This is a genomic window from Phenylobacterium sp. (assembly GCF_044358365.1).
In the GTDB taxonomy this organism is placed as follows: domain Bacteria; phylum Pseudomonadota; class Alphaproteobacteria; order Caulobacterales; family Caulobacteraceae; genus Phenylobacterium.
The window spans coordinates 1-16873 of record NZ_JBIKNZ010000026.1; the positions used below are offsets into that span (position 1 = coordinate 1).

General features: G+C 65.2%; 15 protein-coding genes and 2 pseudogenes. 7 read left to right on the forward strand and 10 right to left on the reverse strand.

Annotated elements, in window-relative coordinates; genetic code table 11:
• On the forward strand, nucleotides 1-312 hold a 312-nt coding region (locus ACIQ3B_RS09120; protein ID WP_397401786.1), incomplete at its 5' end, for a type II toxin-antitoxin system ParD family antitoxin.
• Nucleotides 309-623 carry a type II toxin-antitoxin system RelE/ParE family toxin gene (locus ACIQ3B_RS09125; protein ID WP_397401788.1) on the forward strand — a complete coding sequence of 105 codons (315 nt, stop codon included), beginning with the start codon at nucleotides 309-311 and terminating at the stop codon, nucleotides 621-623. The genes ACIQ3B_RS09120 and ACIQ3B_RS09125, both read left to right, overlap by 4 nt.
• A gap of 47 nt (nucleotides 624-670) precedes the next feature.
• On the opposite strand, the gene dnaG is transcribed toward ACIQ3B_RS09125, so the two are convergent.
• Nucleotides 671-2587 (reverse strand): DNA primase, encoded by a 1917-nt coding sequence (dnaG, locus tag ACIQ3B_RS09130; protein WP_397401790.1) that lies wholly within the window; start codon nucleotides 2585-2587, stop codon nucleotides 671-673.
• A 258-nt stretch (nucleotides 2588-2845) separates the two neighbouring features.
• Between dnaG and ACIQ3B_RS09135 the strand changes: the two are divergent.
• A pseudogene (locus tag ACIQ3B_RS09135) lies at nucleotides 2846-3103 on the forward strand (GxxExxY protein); the annotation flags it as partial.
• On the opposite strand, the pseudogene ACIQ3B_RS09140 reads toward ACIQ3B_RS09135, so the two are convergent.
• Nucleotides 3096-3792: pseudogene (locus ACIQ3B_RS09140) on the reverse strand (HAD family hydrolase). The pseudogenes ACIQ3B_RS09135 and ACIQ3B_RS09140 overlap by 8 nt on opposite strands.
• A 97-nt stretch (nucleotides 3793-3889) precedes the next feature.
• Complete coding sequence (locus ACIQ3B_RS09145) at nucleotides 3890-4321, reverse strand: DUF1330 domain-containing protein (protein WP_397401792.1); 432 nt, start codon at nucleotides 4319-4321, stop codon at nucleotides 3890-3892.
• Between the two features lie 100 nt (nucleotides 4322-4421).
• On the opposite strand from ACIQ3B_RS09145, the gene carA reads away from it, so the two are divergent.
• Nucleotides 4422-5612: a glutamine-hydrolyzing carbamoyl-phosphate synthase small subunit gene (gene carA / locus ACIQ3B_RS09150; RefSeq protein ID WP_397401794.1), complete on the forward strand. Its 1191-nt coding sequence runs from the start codon at nucleotides 4422-4424 to the stop codon at nucleotides 5610-5612.
• A gap of 97 nt (nucleotides 5613-5709) precedes the next feature.
• Here the strand turns inward: carA and ACIQ3B_RS09155 are convergent, their stop codons facing one another.
• A complete protein-coding gene (locus tag ACIQ3B_RS09155; RefSeq protein WP_397401796.1) occupies nucleotides 5710-6438 on the reverse strand; it encodes an anti-sigma factor domain-containing protein in 729 nt (242 codons plus the stop codon).
• Nucleotides 6435-6992: a sigma-70 family RNA polymerase sigma factor gene (locus ACIQ3B_RS09160; protein ID WP_397401798.1), complete on the reverse strand. Its 558-nt coding sequence runs from the start codon at nucleotides 6990-6992 to the stop codon at nucleotides 6435-6437. Before ACIQ3B_RS09160 ends, ACIQ3B_RS09155 begins: the two co-directional genes overlap by 4 nt.
• Nucleotides 6993-7202: 210 nt before the next feature.
• Here ACIQ3B_RS09160 and carB point away from each other — a divergent pair, with 210 nt between their 5' ends.
• The gene (gene carB, locus ACIQ3B_RS09165; protein ID WP_397401800.1) at nucleotides 7203-10496 is read left to right on the forward strand and encodes a carbamoyl-phosphate synthase large subunit; all 3294 of its coding nucleotides are present in this window, start codon (nucleotides 7203-7205) and stop codon (nucleotides 10494-10496) included.
• Nucleotides 10497-10504: 8 nt separating this feature from the next.
• Here the strand turns inward: carB and ACIQ3B_RS09170 are convergent, their stop codons facing one another.
• Nucleotides 10505-10879: a GNAT family N-acetyltransferase gene (locus ACIQ3B_RS09170; RefSeq protein ID WP_397401802.1), complete on the reverse strand. Its 375-nt coding sequence runs from the start codon at nucleotides 10877-10879 to the stop codon at nucleotides 10505-10507.
• A 153-nt stretch (nucleotides 10880-11032) separates the two neighbouring features.
• Between ACIQ3B_RS09170 and ACIQ3B_RS09175 the strand changes: the two genes are divergently transcribed.
• The gene (locus tag ACIQ3B_RS09175; protein ID WP_397401804.1) at nucleotides 11033-11821 is read left to right on the forward strand and encodes an SDR family NAD(P)-dependent oxidoreductase; all 789 of its coding nucleotides are present in this window, start codon (nucleotides 11033-11035) and stop codon (nucleotides 11819-11821) included.
• 8 nt (nucleotides 11822-11829) lie between these two features.
• Here the strand turns inward: ACIQ3B_RS09175 and ACIQ3B_RS09180 are convergent, their stop codons facing one another.
• From ACIQ3B_RS09180 to ACIQ3B_RS09195, 4 genes are all read right to left on the reverse strand, one after another.
• A complete protein-coding gene (locus ACIQ3B_RS09180; protein ID WP_397401806.1) occupies nucleotides 11830-12354 on the reverse strand; it encodes an SRPBCC domain-containing protein in 525 nt (174 codons plus the stop codon).
• 4 nt (nucleotides 12355-12358) lie between these two features.
• Nucleotides 12359-12694, reverse strand: a complete 336-nt coding sequence (locus ACIQ3B_RS09185; RefSeq protein WP_397401808.1) for an ArsR/SmtB family transcription factor — start codon at nucleotides 12692-12694, stop codon at nucleotides 12359-12361.
• A 110-nt stretch (nucleotides 12695-12804) separates the two neighbouring features.
• Nucleotides 12805-13203: a PleD family two-component system response regulator gene (locus ACIQ3B_RS09190; protein ID WP_397401810.1), complete on the reverse strand. Its 399-nt coding sequence runs from the start codon at nucleotides 13201-13203 to the stop codon at nucleotides 12805-12807.
• Nucleotides 13187-16033: a PAS domain S-box protein gene (locus ACIQ3B_RS09195; protein ID WP_397401812.1), complete on the reverse strand. Its 2847-nt coding sequence runs from the start codon at nucleotides 16031-16033 to the stop codon at nucleotides 13187-13189. Before ACIQ3B_RS09195 ends, ACIQ3B_RS09190 begins: the two co-directional genes overlap by 17 nt.
• Nucleotides 16034-16142: 109 nt before the next feature.
• Between ACIQ3B_RS09195 and ACIQ3B_RS09200 the strand changes: the two genes are divergently transcribed.
• Nucleotides 16143-16643 carry an AAA family ATPase gene (locus ACIQ3B_RS09200; RefSeq protein WP_397401814.1) on the forward strand — a complete coding sequence of 167 codons (501 nt, stop codon included), beginning with the start codon at nucleotides 16143-16145 and terminating at the stop codon, nucleotides 16641-16643.
• Nucleotides 16644-16873: the final 230 nt, after the last annotated feature.

A 16873-nucleotide genomic window follows, 5' to 3' on the forward strand; every position in this document is an offset into this window, starting at 1 on the left:
CAATTTGCCCTATCCTGTGGACACCGCCCGACAGGAGAGCGCGCCGTGCCCAAGGCCATGACCCTCAACGTGCGCGTCACTGGCCGGCTCGGGGATTTCGTGGCGGCCAATGTCGCGGAAGACGGCGTCTATGAGAACGTCAGCGAATATGTCCGCGACCTGATCCGGCGCGACATGGAACGCGCCGAGGGCGACGCCTTCCATCGGCTGAAGGCCGAACTGCAAATGGCCTTTTCCCTGGCTGACGACAGCTTTCAACCCCTGGACGCCGAAACCGTGATCGCCCGGGGACGGGCCCGCGCCGCACGGTGAGCGGGTTCCGGGTCCAGACCGCCGCGATCGAGCGGATCGACGAGATCTACCGCTACACCGAAAGCACCTGGGGGGCGGATCAGGCGGCGCGTTACATTCGCGGCCTGTTCGCCCGCTTCGAGGCGATCGCCGCCCGTCATGTCGTCTGGCGCGCGATCCCGGCCGAGTTCGGGGTGGTGGGCTTCGTGTGCCGGTATGAGCAGCACCTGATCTACTGGAAAGTTCTCGGCGACGGAGATGTTGGCATCGTCACGGTGCTCCACGAACGGATGCACCAGATCGAGAGGTTCCGGCAGGACTTCGAGGGTTGAAGCCAGGTTGCGGTGGGGGCTATTGCAACTGTCCTCGTACTTTCACCTCAGTGCGCCAGGGGACTCTCAGCCACGTTCTCGTTGGCCCAGTCGCTATTGAGCAGTCGCCGCAACTGATCGCGCTCGCCTTTCAGGGTCATGAGTGTGGCGGCGTCCTGGTCGCGGGCGAGGTCCTGCGCGGCGCCTTCGACCGCCCGCTCTAGGCTTTCCAGCTGCATCAGCAGGTCAAAGGCCTGGCGCCAGAGGTCGCGGGCGCGTTCGCCGGTCTCGGTGAGGAAGGGGGCGCTGAGGCCCGCGCGTTGGGCGTCGCGTTCGAGGCGGGTGAAGTCCTCGGGGACAAAGCCGCGCGTATGCAGATGGCGCACCGCAGCGTCAGCCTCCAGGCCCTCGGCCTCGTAGCGCAGGCTGACCAGTTCCTGGGCCAGGCGATCCAGCTGTTCGTCGCCAAAGCCGTGGGAGCCCACCCGTTCGATAGACGCGTCGATGATCCCGGGGTCGCGCACGGCGGCCATGGCCAGGGCGGCGGCCAGCGGCCGGGGTGCGCGGCGCAGACGATCGTAGGCGTCCTTGACCTCGGCGGTGGCGCCGACCGCCGCAGCGTTGTTCTTGCGACGCTTGTCCCAGCCCGCGCGTGACATCTCGCGCGCCGCAGCCCCCACGGTGTAGACCGGCTGACGGGTGGGCCACAGCGCCTCGTAGCGGGCCAGCAGGTCCTCGCGATAGGCGGCGGCCAGATCCCCGTCGGCGATGGTGGCGGCCACCTTGCGCAGCTTTACCTTGAGCGCGGTCTTGCGCTCGGGCGTGTCCAGCGGATCGTCGCCGCGATGGAAGTTGAACAGGGCTTCGGCGAAGGGGGTGGTGTTGGCCAGCTGGGCCTTCAGCGCCAGGGCCCCCTGCTCGCGCAGCACCTCGTCGGGGTCCTTGCCGCCCTCGATGAACACGAATTTGAAGGTCCGCCCCGGCTTCAGCAGCGGCAGGGCGCGCTCCAGCAACCGGTTGGCGGCGGCCTTCCCCGCGCGGTCGCCGTCAAGGCAGACGGTGGGCTCGGGGTGGTGGCGCCACAGAACCTCCATCTGCTCCTCGCCGAGCGCCGTACCCATGGCGGCGACGCCCGCGATCCCGGCCCGCTGGCAGGCGATCACGTCCATATAGCCCTCGACCACTACCAGGGGCGCGTCCTCACCGGTGGGCGCGGCGGCCAGGATCTTGCGCGCCTCGGACAGGCCATAGAGCTGGTGGCCCTTGTGGAAGACGGCGGTCTCCGGGCCGTTGAGGTATTTGGCGCGGGCCTGCGGATCCATGGCCCGGCCGCCGAAGGAGACCACCCGGCCCCGCGCATCCAGGATCGGAAAGATGATCCGGTCACGGAACCGGTCGTAGGGCGCGCCGCCATCCTCAGGCGCGATCAGCAGGCCGGTCTCCACCAGCTCGGCCGGACGCGCGCCCTTGGTGACCAGATAGTCCTTCAGCGCCGTGCGACCGGACGGCGAGAAGCCCAGCCGGAACCGAGACCACTCCTTTTCCGGCAGGCCGCGTTTCTCCAGATAGGCGCGGGCCTCCCGGGCCGGCGGGCGTTTCAGCTCGCCCTCGAACCATTTGGCGGCCAGTTCCAGCCACTCGGCCAGGCCCTGTCGCACCTTCTCCTGCTCGGCGCCGCGCGGATCGACGGCGGGCAGCGGCACGCCGGCTTCCGCCGCCAGCCGCTCGACCGCCTCGGCGAAGCTCAGCCGCTCGTTTTCCTGCAGGAAGGTGATCAAGTCGCCGGTCTTGCCTGACGAGAAGTCGAAGAACTGGCCCTTCTCGTCGTTCACATAGAACGAGGGAGTCTTTTCCTTGTTGAAGGGCGACAGGCCCACATACTCGCGGCCCTGCTTTCGCAGCTTCACGGTACGACCGATCACGTCGGACGGGCGCAGCCGCGACTTGATCTCTTCCAGGAACCGTTCGTCAAACCGACCGACCATGGGCAAACCGCTACCACAGCGCGTCGCATCTGGCCTGTGGATGTGTCCCACCGAGCTGTGGATGACCCAAACAGTCGCACGCATTCAACGCGCTCGCAGAGCGACGTCAGTTACAGTCCGTATTGACCGCAGAAGGCGCAGAATCACGCAGAAAGCGCGGAGCCTTCCCGATGGCCCCGGTTCGCGATCTTTGCACCAAGGGCGACGGTGCCGCCAAGACTGTGACATTGGGACCGCAGAAAACGCAGAGAGACGCAGAGCTCATTACGCCTCAGCTACGAGGGCCAGTTGCTCCGTCAGGCCTACGTCGCAGATTTCGTATGTTGCGTACGAATTGTCCTTGAGATCAAGGCGCTTCGCGCCATCGCACCAGAACATCGGGCGCAGATCATCAACTACCTCAGAGCGACCGGCATGAAACTCGGGTTGCTCGTAAACTTCGGCGCGACGCCTCGTGTGAAGATTGAACGCTTCGCACTGAGCCTTTCTGCGCCTTCTGCGGTTTCGTCTAACTGAGTCCCCGCACCCAGCCCGGCAATTCGGCGATGGCGCCCAATTCCACGAACCGCGCATGGCCCGCCGGCGCCTCGGCCATCTCGTGGGCCCATGTGACGGGATAGGGGACGTGGGCGCCCCAGCTGCCCGCCTCCAGGGCCGGCAGGATGTCGGACCGGAGCGAGTTGCCGCACATCACCGCCTCGGCGGCGCCCGTGCCGTGGCGGTCGAAAACGCGCAGATAGGTCGAGGCGTCCTTCTCGCTGACGATCTCCACGGCGGCGAACAGGTCGCCCAGGCCCGACGCGGCCAGCTTCTGCTCCTGGTGCAGCAGGTCGCCCTTGGTGATCAGCACCAGACGATAGTGTTCCGAGAGCTCCGCCAGCGCGTTTTCCACCCCCGGGCAGCGGCTCGACCGGCTCCTGAAGCATCTCGCGCCCCGCCGCCAGGATGTCGGCGATCAGGCGGCCCGGCGGGTTGTGATCCGTCAGTTCCATGGCGGTTTCGATCATCGAGAGCGTGAAGCCCTTCACCCCGTAACCGTAGAGCCGAAGGTTGCGGGCCTCGACCTCGGCCAGGCGGGCATTGAGCAGATCCGGCGGGGCGAACCCGGCCATCATCTCGCGCAGGCGATCCTGCGTCAGCCGGAAGATCGTCTCATTGTGCCAGAGCGTGTCGTCGGCATCGAGGCCGACCATGGTGATGCGCATAACCGGTTGAATAGGCCGCCCGGATGAGTCTGCGCAATCGTCAGCCGGCGCAGGCGGCGTCTGGCGGGAATACCGGGTTTCCCTCGTTTACTGCCAACTACTCGCCGAACCCCTCCCCGAGATCGGACACCGGCTCGAGACGCAACAGACGGCTATCGGCCACCCCTGCGGTCCTGTGGGCGACGAGCACCCGATACTCAGGATCGCGCACCATGGCGATGAAAGCCTCCGAGCTTGAGTACTCGGCGATGAAGGCGATGTCCCAGGCCTCTGCGTCGGGTCCGGTGACCATCACCTGCGGCTTGCCTGCCCAGATCTGTTTGCCGCCCAGACGCTTGAAGATGTGCGCGGTGGTCCGACCGTAGGCGCGGTAGGCGTCCAGTCCACTGAGGTCCTTGCCGTGGTCCGGGTGCCCCTCGGGATAGTCGGCCTGGGGCTTGAGCTTCACCAGATTGAGCATCTGGATCGGCTGGTCGCGCGGCAGCGACTTGAAGACTTCCCACGCATCGCGGCCCGGATCGATGTACATGCTGCTCCCTCGCCTTGTGCGGACAGATTAGCCGCATTGACCCCACCTTCGCGAGTCACTACCAACGCCGCCGTTTGCCCAAGTCAAAAGGACCACCACCATGAGCCGTGATCTGCTGCCTGGCGTCACCGGCGTTCTGGTGCTGGCCGATGGAACCGTCCTGCAGGGGCATGGCGTGGGCGCCACGGGCGAGGCGTTGGGCGAGGTCTGCTTCAACACCGCCATGACCGGCTACCAGGAGATTCTCACCGATCCCTCCTACATGGCCCAGATCGTCGCCTTAACCTTCCCGCACATTGGCAATGTCGGGACAAATGTGGATGACCTGGAACAGATGTCGGGCGCCGCCGAGACGGCGGCCCGGGGCGCGATCTTCCGCGATATGCCCACGCCGCCGGCCAACTGGCGCTCGGACTGCGATCTTCCTGCGTGGATGGCGCGGCGCGGGGTTGTGGGTCTGGCCGGGGTGGACACGCGCGCGCTCACCCGGGCGATCCGTGAGAACGGCATGCCCCACGGTGTGATCGCCCACAGCCCCGACGGCGTATTCGATCTGGAGGCGCTGCTGGCGAAAGCCAAAGCCTGGTCAGGCCTGGAAGGGCTGGATCTGGCCAAGGACGCTACCTGCCTGCAGGCGTTCACCTACGACGAGGGCCTGTGGTCCTGGCCGGAGGGCTACGCGAAGCCGGCCACGCCGAAATACGATGTGGTGGTCGTCGACTACGGCGTGAAGCGCAACATCCTGCGATCGCTGGTCTCGGTGGGCGCACGGGTCACCGTGGTGCCGGCGAGCACCACCGCCGAGGAGATTCTGGCGCGCAAGCCGGACGGCGTCCTGCTCTCCAACGGCCCCGGAGACCCCGCCGCGACGGGCGTCTATTCGGTGCCCGAGATCCGCAAGCTTGTGGCCAGCGGCACGCCTGTGTTCGGCATCTGCCTGGGCCATCAAATGCTGGCGCTGGCGCTGGGCGCCACGACGGTGAAGATGGATCAGGGCCACCATGGCGCCAACCATCCGGTCAAGGATCTGACCACCGGCAAGGTGGAAATCGTCTCCATGAATCACGGCTTCACAGTGGATCGCGACAGCCTGCCGAGCGGCGTCGAGGAAACCCATGTCTCGCTGTTCGACGGCACCAACGCCGGCCTGGCGCTCGAGGGCAAGCCGGTCTTCAGCGTCCAGCACCACCCCGAAGCCTCACCCGGCCCGACGGACAGCCTCTACATCTTTGACCGGTTTGCAGAGCTGATGGACGCGGGGAAGTCGCTCGGAACGACCGCAAGGTCTTGAACCGCGAACCCACGCGAACGAACGCCTCATGCAGCCCGCCCCCTGAACGGGCAGGGTCAACCGCGAGGAAAAGCCGGGCAGAGTTGTGGGTCTGCCCCTAGAGGCTGGACAGTTCGCCCAGGCCGATGATGGGCCCGCTCGGGCCGTTGGGATCCTTCGAGCCGCCTTCCGGTTCGATGGAGACCGCCAGCTTGGCGCCGGCGGACATCCTGGCCATCACTTCCAGAGGCAGTGCGATGACCTTGGCCTTGCCGGGCTCGATCAGGCCCAGCGACCGGGGCTTGTCCTGGCCGGCGATCAGCCAGAGCTGATTGACCTTGTCGCGGTCGGCGCCGGGCGGCAGCAGCGAGGTGATGATCAGCGCCTTGCGGTCCGGATCATAGGCCGCCACGAAAAGCGGCTGCGGCTGGCCGCTGGTGGCGGTCAGGCTGGCGTTGAGCAGTTGGCCGGGCGCCGACGCAGGCGCCTCGACGGTCACCGGTGGCTGGGTGACCTGCACCACCACGCCGGCCAGGCTGGCGGCGGCCAGAGCGAATCCTCCCACGGCGGCGTTCCGCCAGAACCGCAGTTTGTTCATCACCGCACCATTGTCATTGGCGGGCAGCATGGCCTCGATCCGCGTCCAGACGCCTTGCGGCGCAGTGACCGGTTCGATGCTGTCGAGCATGGGGGCGAGGCGCTGGCGCCAGGCGTCCACATCAGCGGCGAAGGCCGGGTCGCGGGCCATGCGCATCTCGGCCTCGGCGCGTTCACGCGCATCCAGCACGCCCAGCGCGTGCTCGGCCGCAAAGGCCTCGCCTTCGGGAAGATCGGGAGCTTCACTCATGACTGGAGGCATCCTTTGAGTTTCGCCAGTCCCCGACGAATCCAACTCTTCACTGTGCCCACAGGCGCATCCATGCTGCGGGCCAGAGCCTCATACGTCACGCCCTCGAAGAAGGCGGTCCGGATCACTTTCTCGGTGCGGTCGTCCAGCTGGGACAGGCACCCGTGCAGTTTGTTGCGGTCGTCCGCAGCGAACAACAACGTCTCGGCGCTGTCGGCGCCATCGGGGATCTCCATACCCTCGATGGATCCGGCGTACGCCAGCGGCCCGCGCGCCCGCAAACGGTCAATCGCCCGGTTGCGGGCGATGGTGGACAGCCACGTCATCACACTCGCCCGGGAGGAATCAAACCGGTCGGCCCGTCGCCAGATTGTGACGTACACGTCCTGCAAAACGTCCTCGCTCTCCTCGCGGTCCGAGAGGATACGGAGGCAGACACCGAAAAGCTTCGCAGAGGTGGCCTGGTAAAGTTGTCGCAGGGCCTCGCGCTCACCCGATGCGATGCGCGCCATGAGCTGTGAGAGATTGGCCGAGGTCGTCGCACCGGCGGCCAAAAGGGACCCTAACTCTAGAAAGTGTCATCACAGACGGGTGAACGGCGAGGCTGCCCGTCCCGGAGCCAGGACGCAAGCCTTGCGATAACCGGGGTCTGCGCGTGAGGGCGCTTGCGCCCGCGGGGCTCCCTCTCTAAACCGCCCGCTTAACCTGCAGATTGACCGGATCGGCGCCCCTCAGCGTGCGCCGGTTCATGCGCGCGAGACGTGATGCCCAAACGCACAGACATATCCTCGATCCTGATCATCGGCGCCGGCCCCATCGTGATCGGCCAGGCCTGCGAGTTCGACTACTCCGGCGTCCAGGCCTGCAAGGCGCTGCGCGCCGAGGGCTACCGGATCATCCTGGTGAACTCGAACCCAGCGACGATCATGACCGATCCCGACGTCGCCGACGCCACCTATATCGAGCCGATCACACCGGAGATGGTCGAGAAGATCATCGCCAAGGAACGCCCCGACGCCCTGCTTCCCACGATGGGCGGGCAGACGGCGCTGAACACGGCGCTTGCGCTGGAAGCCTCCGGCGCCCTGGCGAAGTATGGTGTCGAGATGATCGGGGCCAAGGCCGATGTGATCGACAAGGCCGAGGACCGCCAGAAATTCCGCGACGCCATGGATCATCTGGGCCTGGAAAGCCCCAAGTCCAAGGCGGCCCATTCCATGGAAGAAGCCCTGGAAGGGCTGGAATTCGTCGGCCTGCCGGCGATCATCCGCCCGTCGTTCACGCTCGCCGGCACCGGCGGCGGCATCGCTTACAATCTGGAGGAGTTCCGCGAGATCGTGGAGCGCGGTCTGGATATCTCGCCCACCACCGAGGTGCTCATCGAGGAGAGCGTGCTCGGCTGGAAGGAGTACGAGATGGAGGTGGTCCGCGACAAGGCCGACAACTGCATCATCGTCTGCTCCATCGAAAACATCGACCCGATGGGCGTGCACACCGGCGATTCGATCACCGTGGCGCCGGCCCTGACCCTAACAGACAAGGAATACCAGTGGATGCGCCGCGCCTCGATCGCGGTGCTGCGCGAGATCGGCGTCGAGACCGGCGGCTCCAACGTGCAGTTCGCGGTCAATCCCGCGGATGGCCGCATGGTGGTCATCGAGATGAACCCCCGCGTGTCGCGCTCGTCCGCGCTCGCCTCGAAGGCCACCGGCTTTCCCATCGCCAAGGTCGCCGCCCGGCTGGCCGTGGGCTACACGCTCGATGAGCTGATGAACGACATCACCGGCGCCACGCCGGCGTCCTTCGAGCCCAGCATCGACTATGTGGTCACCAAGATCCCCCGGTTCGCGTTCGAGAAGTATCCCGGCGCCGAGGCCTATCTGACCACCTCCATGAAATCGGTGGGCGAGGTCATGGCCATCGGCCGCTGTTTCGCCGAGAGCCTGCAAAAGGCTCTGCGCGGTCTCGAAACCGGTCTGACGGGTCTGGATGAAATCGCGATTCCAGGCGCCGACGACCCTGAGATGGGCCACGCCGCCATCCTGCGTGCGCTGGGCACGCCGACCCCGGACCGCCTGCTGGTGATCGCCCAGGCCTTCCGCGCCGGCCTGACGTGCGAGGAGATCCACGCGGCCTGTTCCTACGAGCCCTGGTTCCTCCGCCAGATTGAAACCCTGATGCAGGAAGAGGCCCAGGTCCGCGGCCAGGGTCTGCCCACCGATTCCGCCGGCCTGCGCCGGCTCAAGGCGCTGGGCTTTTCCGATGCGCGTCTGGCCAAGCTGATCCATTCGACCGAATCCGAGGTCCGCACCCGCCGTCGCGCCCTGGGCGTACGCCCGGTATTCAAGCGGATCGACACCTGCGCCGGCGAGTTCCGCGCCGAAACGCCCTACATGTACTCGACCTATGAGACCGGCGCGCTGGGCCAGGTCCCTGAGTGCGAGAGCGACCCGACCGATCGCAAGAAGGCGATCATCCTGGGCGGCGGACCCAACCGGATCGGCCAGGGCATCGAGTTCGACTACTGCTGCTGCCACGCCGCCTTCGCGCTCAAGGATATCGGCGTCGAGTCGATCATGGTGAACTGCAACCCCGAGACCGTCTCCACAGACTACGACACGTCCGATCGACTCTACTTCGAGCCTCTGACGGCAGAGGACGTTCTGGAACTGATCGATGTCGAGCAGTCCAAGGGCACGCTGCTGGGTGTCATCGTCCAGTTCGGCGGCCAGACGCCGCTCAAGCTGGCGCAGCCGCTGGAAGACGCCGGCATCCCGATCCTGGGCACCTCGCCGGACGCGATCGACCTGGCCGAAGATCGCGAGCGGTTCCAGCAACTGCTCCACCGCCTGAATATCGCCCAGCCCGTCAACGCCATCGCCCGCTCCCGTGACGAGGCCTTCGCCGGGGCCCACAAGGTTGGCTACCCCGTGGTGATCCGCCCGTCCTATGTGCTGGGCGGGCGCGCCATGGAGATCGTGCGCGATGACGAGCAGCTGGAGCGCTACATCACCACGGCCGTGCAGGTGTCCGGCGACAGCCCCGTCCTGATCGATCAATATCTGAGCCGCGCCACCGAGGTGGACGTCGACGCGCTTTGCGATGACACCGGCGCGGTCTTCGTGGCCGGCGTGCTGGAGCACATCGAGGAGGCGGGCGTCCACTCCGGCGACAGCGCCTGTTCGATGCCGCCGTTCTCGCTCAAGGCCGAGACCATCGCCGAGCTGAAGCGTCAGACCGAAGATATGGCGCGGGCCCTGAAGGTGCGCGGCCTGATGAACGTGCAGTTCGCCATCGAGGAGCCGCAGAGCGACACGCCGCGAATCTATGTGCTGGAGGTGAACCCCCGCGCCAGCCGCACGGTGCCCTTTGTGGCCAAGACCATCGGCCAGCCGGTCGCCGCGATCGCCGCCAAGCTGATGGCCGGCAAGCCGCTCTCCGACTTTGGCCTGGTCGATGCGCCCTACGACCACATCGCGGTCAAGGAAGCCGTCTTCCCCTTCGCCCGGTTCGCGGGCGTCGACACCATCCTGGGCCCGGAGATGCGCTCGACCGGCGAGGTGATGGGCCTGGACTGGATCCGCGAGGGCGAAACGACGTCTGCCCCGGCCTTCGCCCGCGCCTTCGCCAAGGCCCAGTTGGGTGGAGGCACGCGCCTGCCGCAGAAGGGGTGCCTCTTTGTGTCAGTGCGGGACGCCGACAAGGCCTGGATCGCTGAACCGGTGCGTCTGATGCTGGCCCAGGGTTTCCGGGTTCTGGCCACGGCCGGCACGGGCGCCTATCTGGCCGAACAAGGGCTCAAGGTGGAGCTGGTCAAGAAGGTGCTTGAGGGTCGCCCGCACATCGTGGACGCCATGAAAAACGGCGACGTGCAACTGGTCTTCAACACCACAGAGGGCAAGCAGTCACTGAAGGACAGCTTCGAGATCCGCCGCACGTCGTTGATGATGAAGATCCCCTACTTCACCACCACCCCGGCCGCTCTGGCGGCGGCGCAGGCGATCGCCGAGGTCGCCAAGGCGCCGCTCGAGGTGAGGCCGCTACAGAGCTATAGCTAGCCGCGACATCAGCGCAACGGGCGTTCCAGCACCAGATCGTCGTAGACATTGGCGCCGACGCGGAACTGGCGGACTCCGGCCTGCGTGAACCCCTGGCGGGCGTAGAAGGCCCGGGCCGGGTGGTTCTCGCCATAGACGCCCAGCAGCAGGCGGGTGGCCCCTGCGCCAGTTGCGGCAGCGATCACGCTCGCCAGCAGCAGCGCCCCGACGCCGCCGCCCTGATACCTTGACAGCAGATAGATCCGTTTCAGTTCCAGATCCATCGGACCGGACGGGACCGGCAGATCGACCGGGCAAAGAACGGCGTAGCCCACCGCCACACCCGTCGTGGGCGCCCCAACGGCCCACAGGCGATACTGGTCGTCCTGAAGCCAAGTGGACACCGGTTCGGCGCAGAAAATGCGAAAAACCTGGAGAGTCGGGCCTCGTCATCCCGATCAGATTGAATCAATCTGATCGAGCGAGACTCTAGCACACTGGCCGCAGGTTTGGCGCTGGGCTACGAACATGCTGAACAAGGATCAGGGAGAACGCACATGTCAGGTCGGGTCGAGGGCAAGGTTGCACTGGTTACCGGCGGGGCCAGCGGCATCGGGCGCGGCTGCGCTGAAAAGCTTGCGGCTGAAGGCGCCGTCGTCGTGGTCACCGACATCCAGGATCACCTGGGCGCAGAGGTGGTGGCCGGCATCAAGGCTGCGGGCGGCAAGGCCGAATACCTGCACCACAACGTCACTGACGAAGCGGAATGGGTCAGCGTCATCGCCGCGATCAAGGCCGGACATGGTCGCCTTGATTTTCTGGTCAACAACGCCGGGATCGGCATCGGCGGGTCGGTGCTGGAGATGGCGCTGGCCGACTGGCAGCGGCAGATCGCCATCAATCTCGACGGCGTCTTCCTGGGCGTGAAACACTCGATCCCGCTGATGCGCGCATCCGGCGAGGGCGGCAGCATCGTCAACATGTCGTCGGTGGCCGGCCTCAAGGGATCGGCCAACATGGCGGGCTACTGCGCCACCAAGGGCGGCGTGCGAATGTTCACGAAATCGGTGGCGATGGAGTGCGCCAACGCCCGCGACGGGATCCGCGTCAACTCCGTGCATCCCGGGATCATCGAGACGCCGATCTGGATCACCGTCGGCGCGGCGACCAACCCGGGCGCCAACGCGCCGCCGGATCTGGACGCGCTGTCCGCCATGGCCGTGCCGATGGGCGTGAAGGGCTATCCCGAGGACATCGCCAACGGTGTGCTGTGGCTGTGCTCCTCCGAGAGCCGCTATGTCACCGGACAGGAACTGGTGATCGACGGCGGCCTGACCGTTCGCTGACCGCCAAATCAGCGGTCAGTTTGCGCGGCGAGGAAGTCATCCAGCAGATCGTAGCCCATGGCCATGCCGTCGGACATTCCCGATTGCAGGGCCATGTCGCGGAGATCCTTCGACGGGTATCGCATGATGAGCGAGAGCGTCGTCTTTGCGCCGGCCTCGCTCAGGGTCAGCGTATTGATCGCGGGCTCACCTTCTCCCCAGGCCGGCTCGTCGTTGATCTGCTCATCGAGGGACAGGCCATCCATCTGTTCACTGGTGACGAGACGCTCGACCGGTGTGATTTCCTGGTGTTCGCCGTAGGACCCGAAGCGGCCCCCCGTATGCTTGTTCTGCCAGATGTAGCGGTAGCGGCCGCCGACCCTCAAATCGACCTTGCAGTAGGGCATGAACCAGTCCTCCGAGCCGACCAGCCAGCGCTGGATGAGCTCCGGCCTGGTGTGCGCCGCCCAGACCATCTGCGCCGGGGCGTCGAACACACGCGTGACGGTCACTTCACGATCTGACGGCGTCGTCACGTCCACGGGTTTCGGCATGCCTTCATTCCTTGTTGGCTTGCAGGTCGGCCAGCACCCCGTCGAGGCGCGCGTAGTTGGCCTCCCAAAGCGCGCGGTAGCGCTCGATCCACAGGTTGGCCGCTTCCAGCGGTTTGGCCTGGATGGCGCAGGGACGGCGTTGGGCCTCGCGGCTGCGCCGGATAAGCCCGGCCCGCTCCAGCACCTTCAGATGCTTTGAAATGGCCGGCTGGCTCATGGCGAAAGGCGCAGACAGCTCACCCACCGAAGCCTCACCCGTCGCCAACCGCGCCAGGATCGCGCGCCGGGTCGGGTCGGCCAGGGCCGAAAAGATCGCGTCGAGCTGTTTTTCATAACTCATGGGTTTTATAACTAACTGGTCATTATAGTTGCCGCAATCCGCCTTCGACGCTGGCCGGGAAGGCGCGGCCGAGCCTCTCCGGCGGTTCAGCCGGTGATGCGCACCTATCTCTAAGGAGTCTGTTTGCGAACCAGCCGGGCGACGCGGGCGATCAGCTGATCGTCCTTGAAAGGCTTGGAGATGAAATCGCGGGCCCCCAGGCCAATCGCTCTTCTCACGTCCTCGGGCTGATTGCGCGCGGTGAGCACGAGCGTCGGTGTTCGCTGCAACGCGCCAGTCGCCATGAGATGAACCAGCACCTGAAATCCGTCAACGAACGGCAGGTTGATGTCCAGTACCAGACCATCGGGCCGGATGTCGGCAATGCGCTGGAGCGCATCCTTGCCGTTGCGGGCGGAAAATGTGCGGAAGCCGGCCAGCTCGAGACGGGTGGTGATCAGCTCCATGATCATGGGGTCGTCTTCTGCGATGAGAATTCGCGGGCGGGCGGCTTCAGTGGCCAGTTGCATGGATCGACTCCGGGACGTCCAGAAGCGGCTCCCAACGGGTCACGCGATGCAGTTCGCTGACCAAGTCGTCCGCAATAATGGGTTTCAGGACAAGACCGCTAAACCGCGTGTCAGGGCCAAGCGCTCTGTCCTTGGGATCGGCGGTGAAGGCGAGGATCGGGATCTCCTGGTTCGGTCCCGCCTCGGTTCGAAGGCGTGAAAGGGCCGTGGGTCCGTCCATGACCGGCATGTTCAGATCCAGCAGGATTACATCGAACGGCTCGAGCGCCGCGAGTTCCACCGCCTGCTGGCCGTTTTGCACCTCCGTGACTTCCACTTGGAACTCCTCGAGCAACAGCCGCGCAAGTTCCCGATTCGACGGATTGTCGTCAGCGACCAGTACACGCATGCCGTCCAGCGAGGATGTCGTTGCCGCAGCCTCAAGCTTCGGGATGTGCCCGGATCGGGGCGCACTGACTTCAAAGTGGAAGGTTGAACCCGCGCCAGGCACGCTGTCGCATCCGATCATGCCGCCCATGGCTTCCGAAAGGGCTTTGCAGATCGCCAGACCCAGTCCTGTGCCGCCATGCTTGCGGGTGGACGAGGCGTCGACCTGGGAGAAGCGCTGGAACAGCTTGAGGCTCTGGCTGGCGTCCATGCCCACGCCAGTATCCTGGACCTCAAACCGCAAGGTTTGCAGGTCGTCGAAGTAGTTCATGCGGACCCGCACAACGCCGGCTTCCGTGAACTTGATGGCGTTTCCGATCAGGTTGAGCAGGATCTGGCGCAGCCGATCCGGGTCGACTTCGACGAACGGAGGCGGCGCATTACCCTGCTCGAACTCCAGCCAGATCGATTTCGCCTCGGCCTGGGGTGCAAACATCGCCAGCGCTTCATGAGCCAGTTCGACGGCGTCGACCGGTCGCGGCGCAATCGACATCTGGCCCGCTTCCAGCTTCGAGAAGTCGAGAATGTCGTTGACGATCGCCAGCAGCGCCTTGCTGGCGCCCTGGACCCGTTTGACATATGTCGCGGCCGACTCGGCGAGGTCGTTGCGCGTCGAGAGCAGGTTCGAGAATCCGAGGATGGCGGTGAGCGGCGTACGAATTTCATGGCTCATGTTGGCCAGGAATTCAGATTTCACGACATTGGCGCCAACGGCTTCGTCCCGCGCTGCGGCCAGTTCGAGCTCCATCTCCTTGCGCGCGGTGATGTCACGCGCTGCGTCCTGGAATTCCAGCAGCAGCCCGGTCTTGGGGTCGAACACCGACCGCGGACTCACTTCAAGCCAGATCGTGCGGCCATCCTTGCGGAGCCCCCGATACTCATAGCGCACGCCGGGAGCGCCAGGTCCCGCCGCAACATAGTCCGCGGCTCGCTGCTTCGTGATGGCGACGTCATCGGGATGAACAAACAACCACGGCCTTTTGCCAACAACCTCCTCCGGCCTGTAGCCAAGTATTGCTTCGACCGCTGGTGAACTATAGGTGATCCGGCCCTCGCGGTCGTAGCAGGTGATCATGTCGCGGGAGTTCTCGGCCAGCAGCCGGTAGCGGGCTTCCCTCTCGGCCAGGGCCAGCTCGGCTTCGTGCCGATCCGAGACATCCCGGAACGAGCTTATCAGTTCCAGCGGCGAGCCGTTGCTGTCGCAGGTGACGGTCGGGGTTCCCTGTAGCCACCGGTAGTCGCCCGACTTTGTGCGAAACCGATACTCCCGGGTCAGCGAGAGGTCGATTAGCTCTTCAGAGAAGTTGTCTCGCGCCACGGCAATTGCAGCGTCCAGGTCTTCGGGATGAATGAGGGTCAGCGAAGATTGACCGACAAGGTCACAGGGCTCGTAGCCGAACGCGCGGCAGGCCGGAGAGACCTCGAGAATCCGGCCGGTTCGGTCCATCCGGACCATCATGTCGGTTGAATTCTCGATGAGATGCCGCGCCATGGCCTCGCTGTCCCGTAGCGCCTTGTCGGCAAGGCGAAGCGCTGTGACGTCCTGAAACGTGCCGAACAGACCCGCGACCTTGCCATCTGCGCCGAGCCGGCATCCGCCGCGCGCAACAATGTCACGCACTTCACCATCAGGCCTCAGGATGCGGGCCTGCAGCTCATATTCTTGCGCGGTGTTGATCGCGCGTTGAACCTTGCCCTCAAGTTCAATGGCGTCGTCAGGACAGTAGCAGGCAAGAACGCCTGCAAGATCCGGAGCGGGTTGGGACGGATCAAACCCATGGATGCGGTAGACCTCGTCGGACCATGTCGTCTGGTTCGCCGCAACATCCCAGGTCCAGCTGCCGATGCCCGCCATTTTTTCGGCCTGGGCCAGCAGAGCCTCGCGTTCCTGCAACACGGCTGCGAGCTGCTCTCGCTGGATTGCAGCAACGCGCAACTCCAGTGCCTGCATGACGCTTGACGCGAGAGCTTCAAGGCGTTCGACGTCGACACGATCAAACTTGGCCTTGGGTAAACGGTCGATGATGCACAGCGTCCCCAATCGATAGCCGTCTGCCGTCCGCAATGGCGCCCCGGCATAGAAGCGAATGTGCGGCGAACCCACAACCAGCGGGCCGTGGACAAACAGCGGATCCAGAAGCGCGTCGAGGACGATCAGCGGCTCGTCAGACTGAATGGCGTACTTGCAGAACGATATCTCTCCGGCGGTCTCTTCAGCCGCGAGTCCGACGCGGGATTTGAACCACTGGCGCTGCGAATCCAGCAGAGAAATGAGCGCGATCGGCACATCGAACGTCTTCGCCGCCAGCGTGGTGAGGCTGTCAAACAACGGCTCGGGACCGGTATCCAGGATTTCAAACCGCTTCAGGGCGGCCAGGCGCGCGGCTTCTGCCGTAACGTCCATGAACCTCGTCCCGCAAAACTACGCCTGCGCACACGGTTACCGCCCAAGCCTGAATTTTAGATGAATCGGTGCGTCGACGGTAGGGTTTTGAACCTCTAGAAACAGGCTGATGACCGCGACCCTGCACGTGATTTTTGGCCCTTCCGGCGCCGGCAAGACCACCTACGCCCACGCCTTTGCCCGCCGTGAAGGCGCGGTGGCCTTCATCCTTGACGACTGGATGGCCCGGCTGTTCGGCCCCGACATGCCCGATCCGATCGAGTACGACTGGATGATCGAGCGCGTTCAGCGCTGTGAGGGACAGATCTGGTCGGTGGTGGCCGGGTGTCTGGCGTCGGGAACGTCGGTGATCCTGGACATCGGCCTGATGCGCCGCGCGGATCGTGATCGGGTGCGCGAGATCGCGGCCGCCACCGACCTGCCCCTGCAGTTCCACTTTGTCAGCGCCAGCGCCGAGGTCCGGCGCGCAAGGGTGGCCGATCGCAATGTGGTGCGGGGCGAAAACTTCGCCATTGAGGTGACGCCCGAACTCTTCGACTTCATCGAGGGCGTCTACGAGCCGCCGGGTCCCGGTGAACTGGACGGCGCGATCATCAGCGAGAGCGTGTAGCGCTCAGCTGCCCGAGAATGTTTCGCCCGTGATGTAGCTGGGAGGGCCGGCTGACCACCCGGTCCCGGGCGTCAGGACCTTGTTTCGCCGCCTGCCGCCGCCATCTACAGTCTGGCTCGGGCTGGAGAGGGCTTAGTGTCGCGGGCGCGGGGCGCTTGAGTTCTATAGCCTCTTGATTTTTACATCGAAAAATTCTAGCTTTTCTGCCCCCGGCCTGCTTTCGCCAGCAG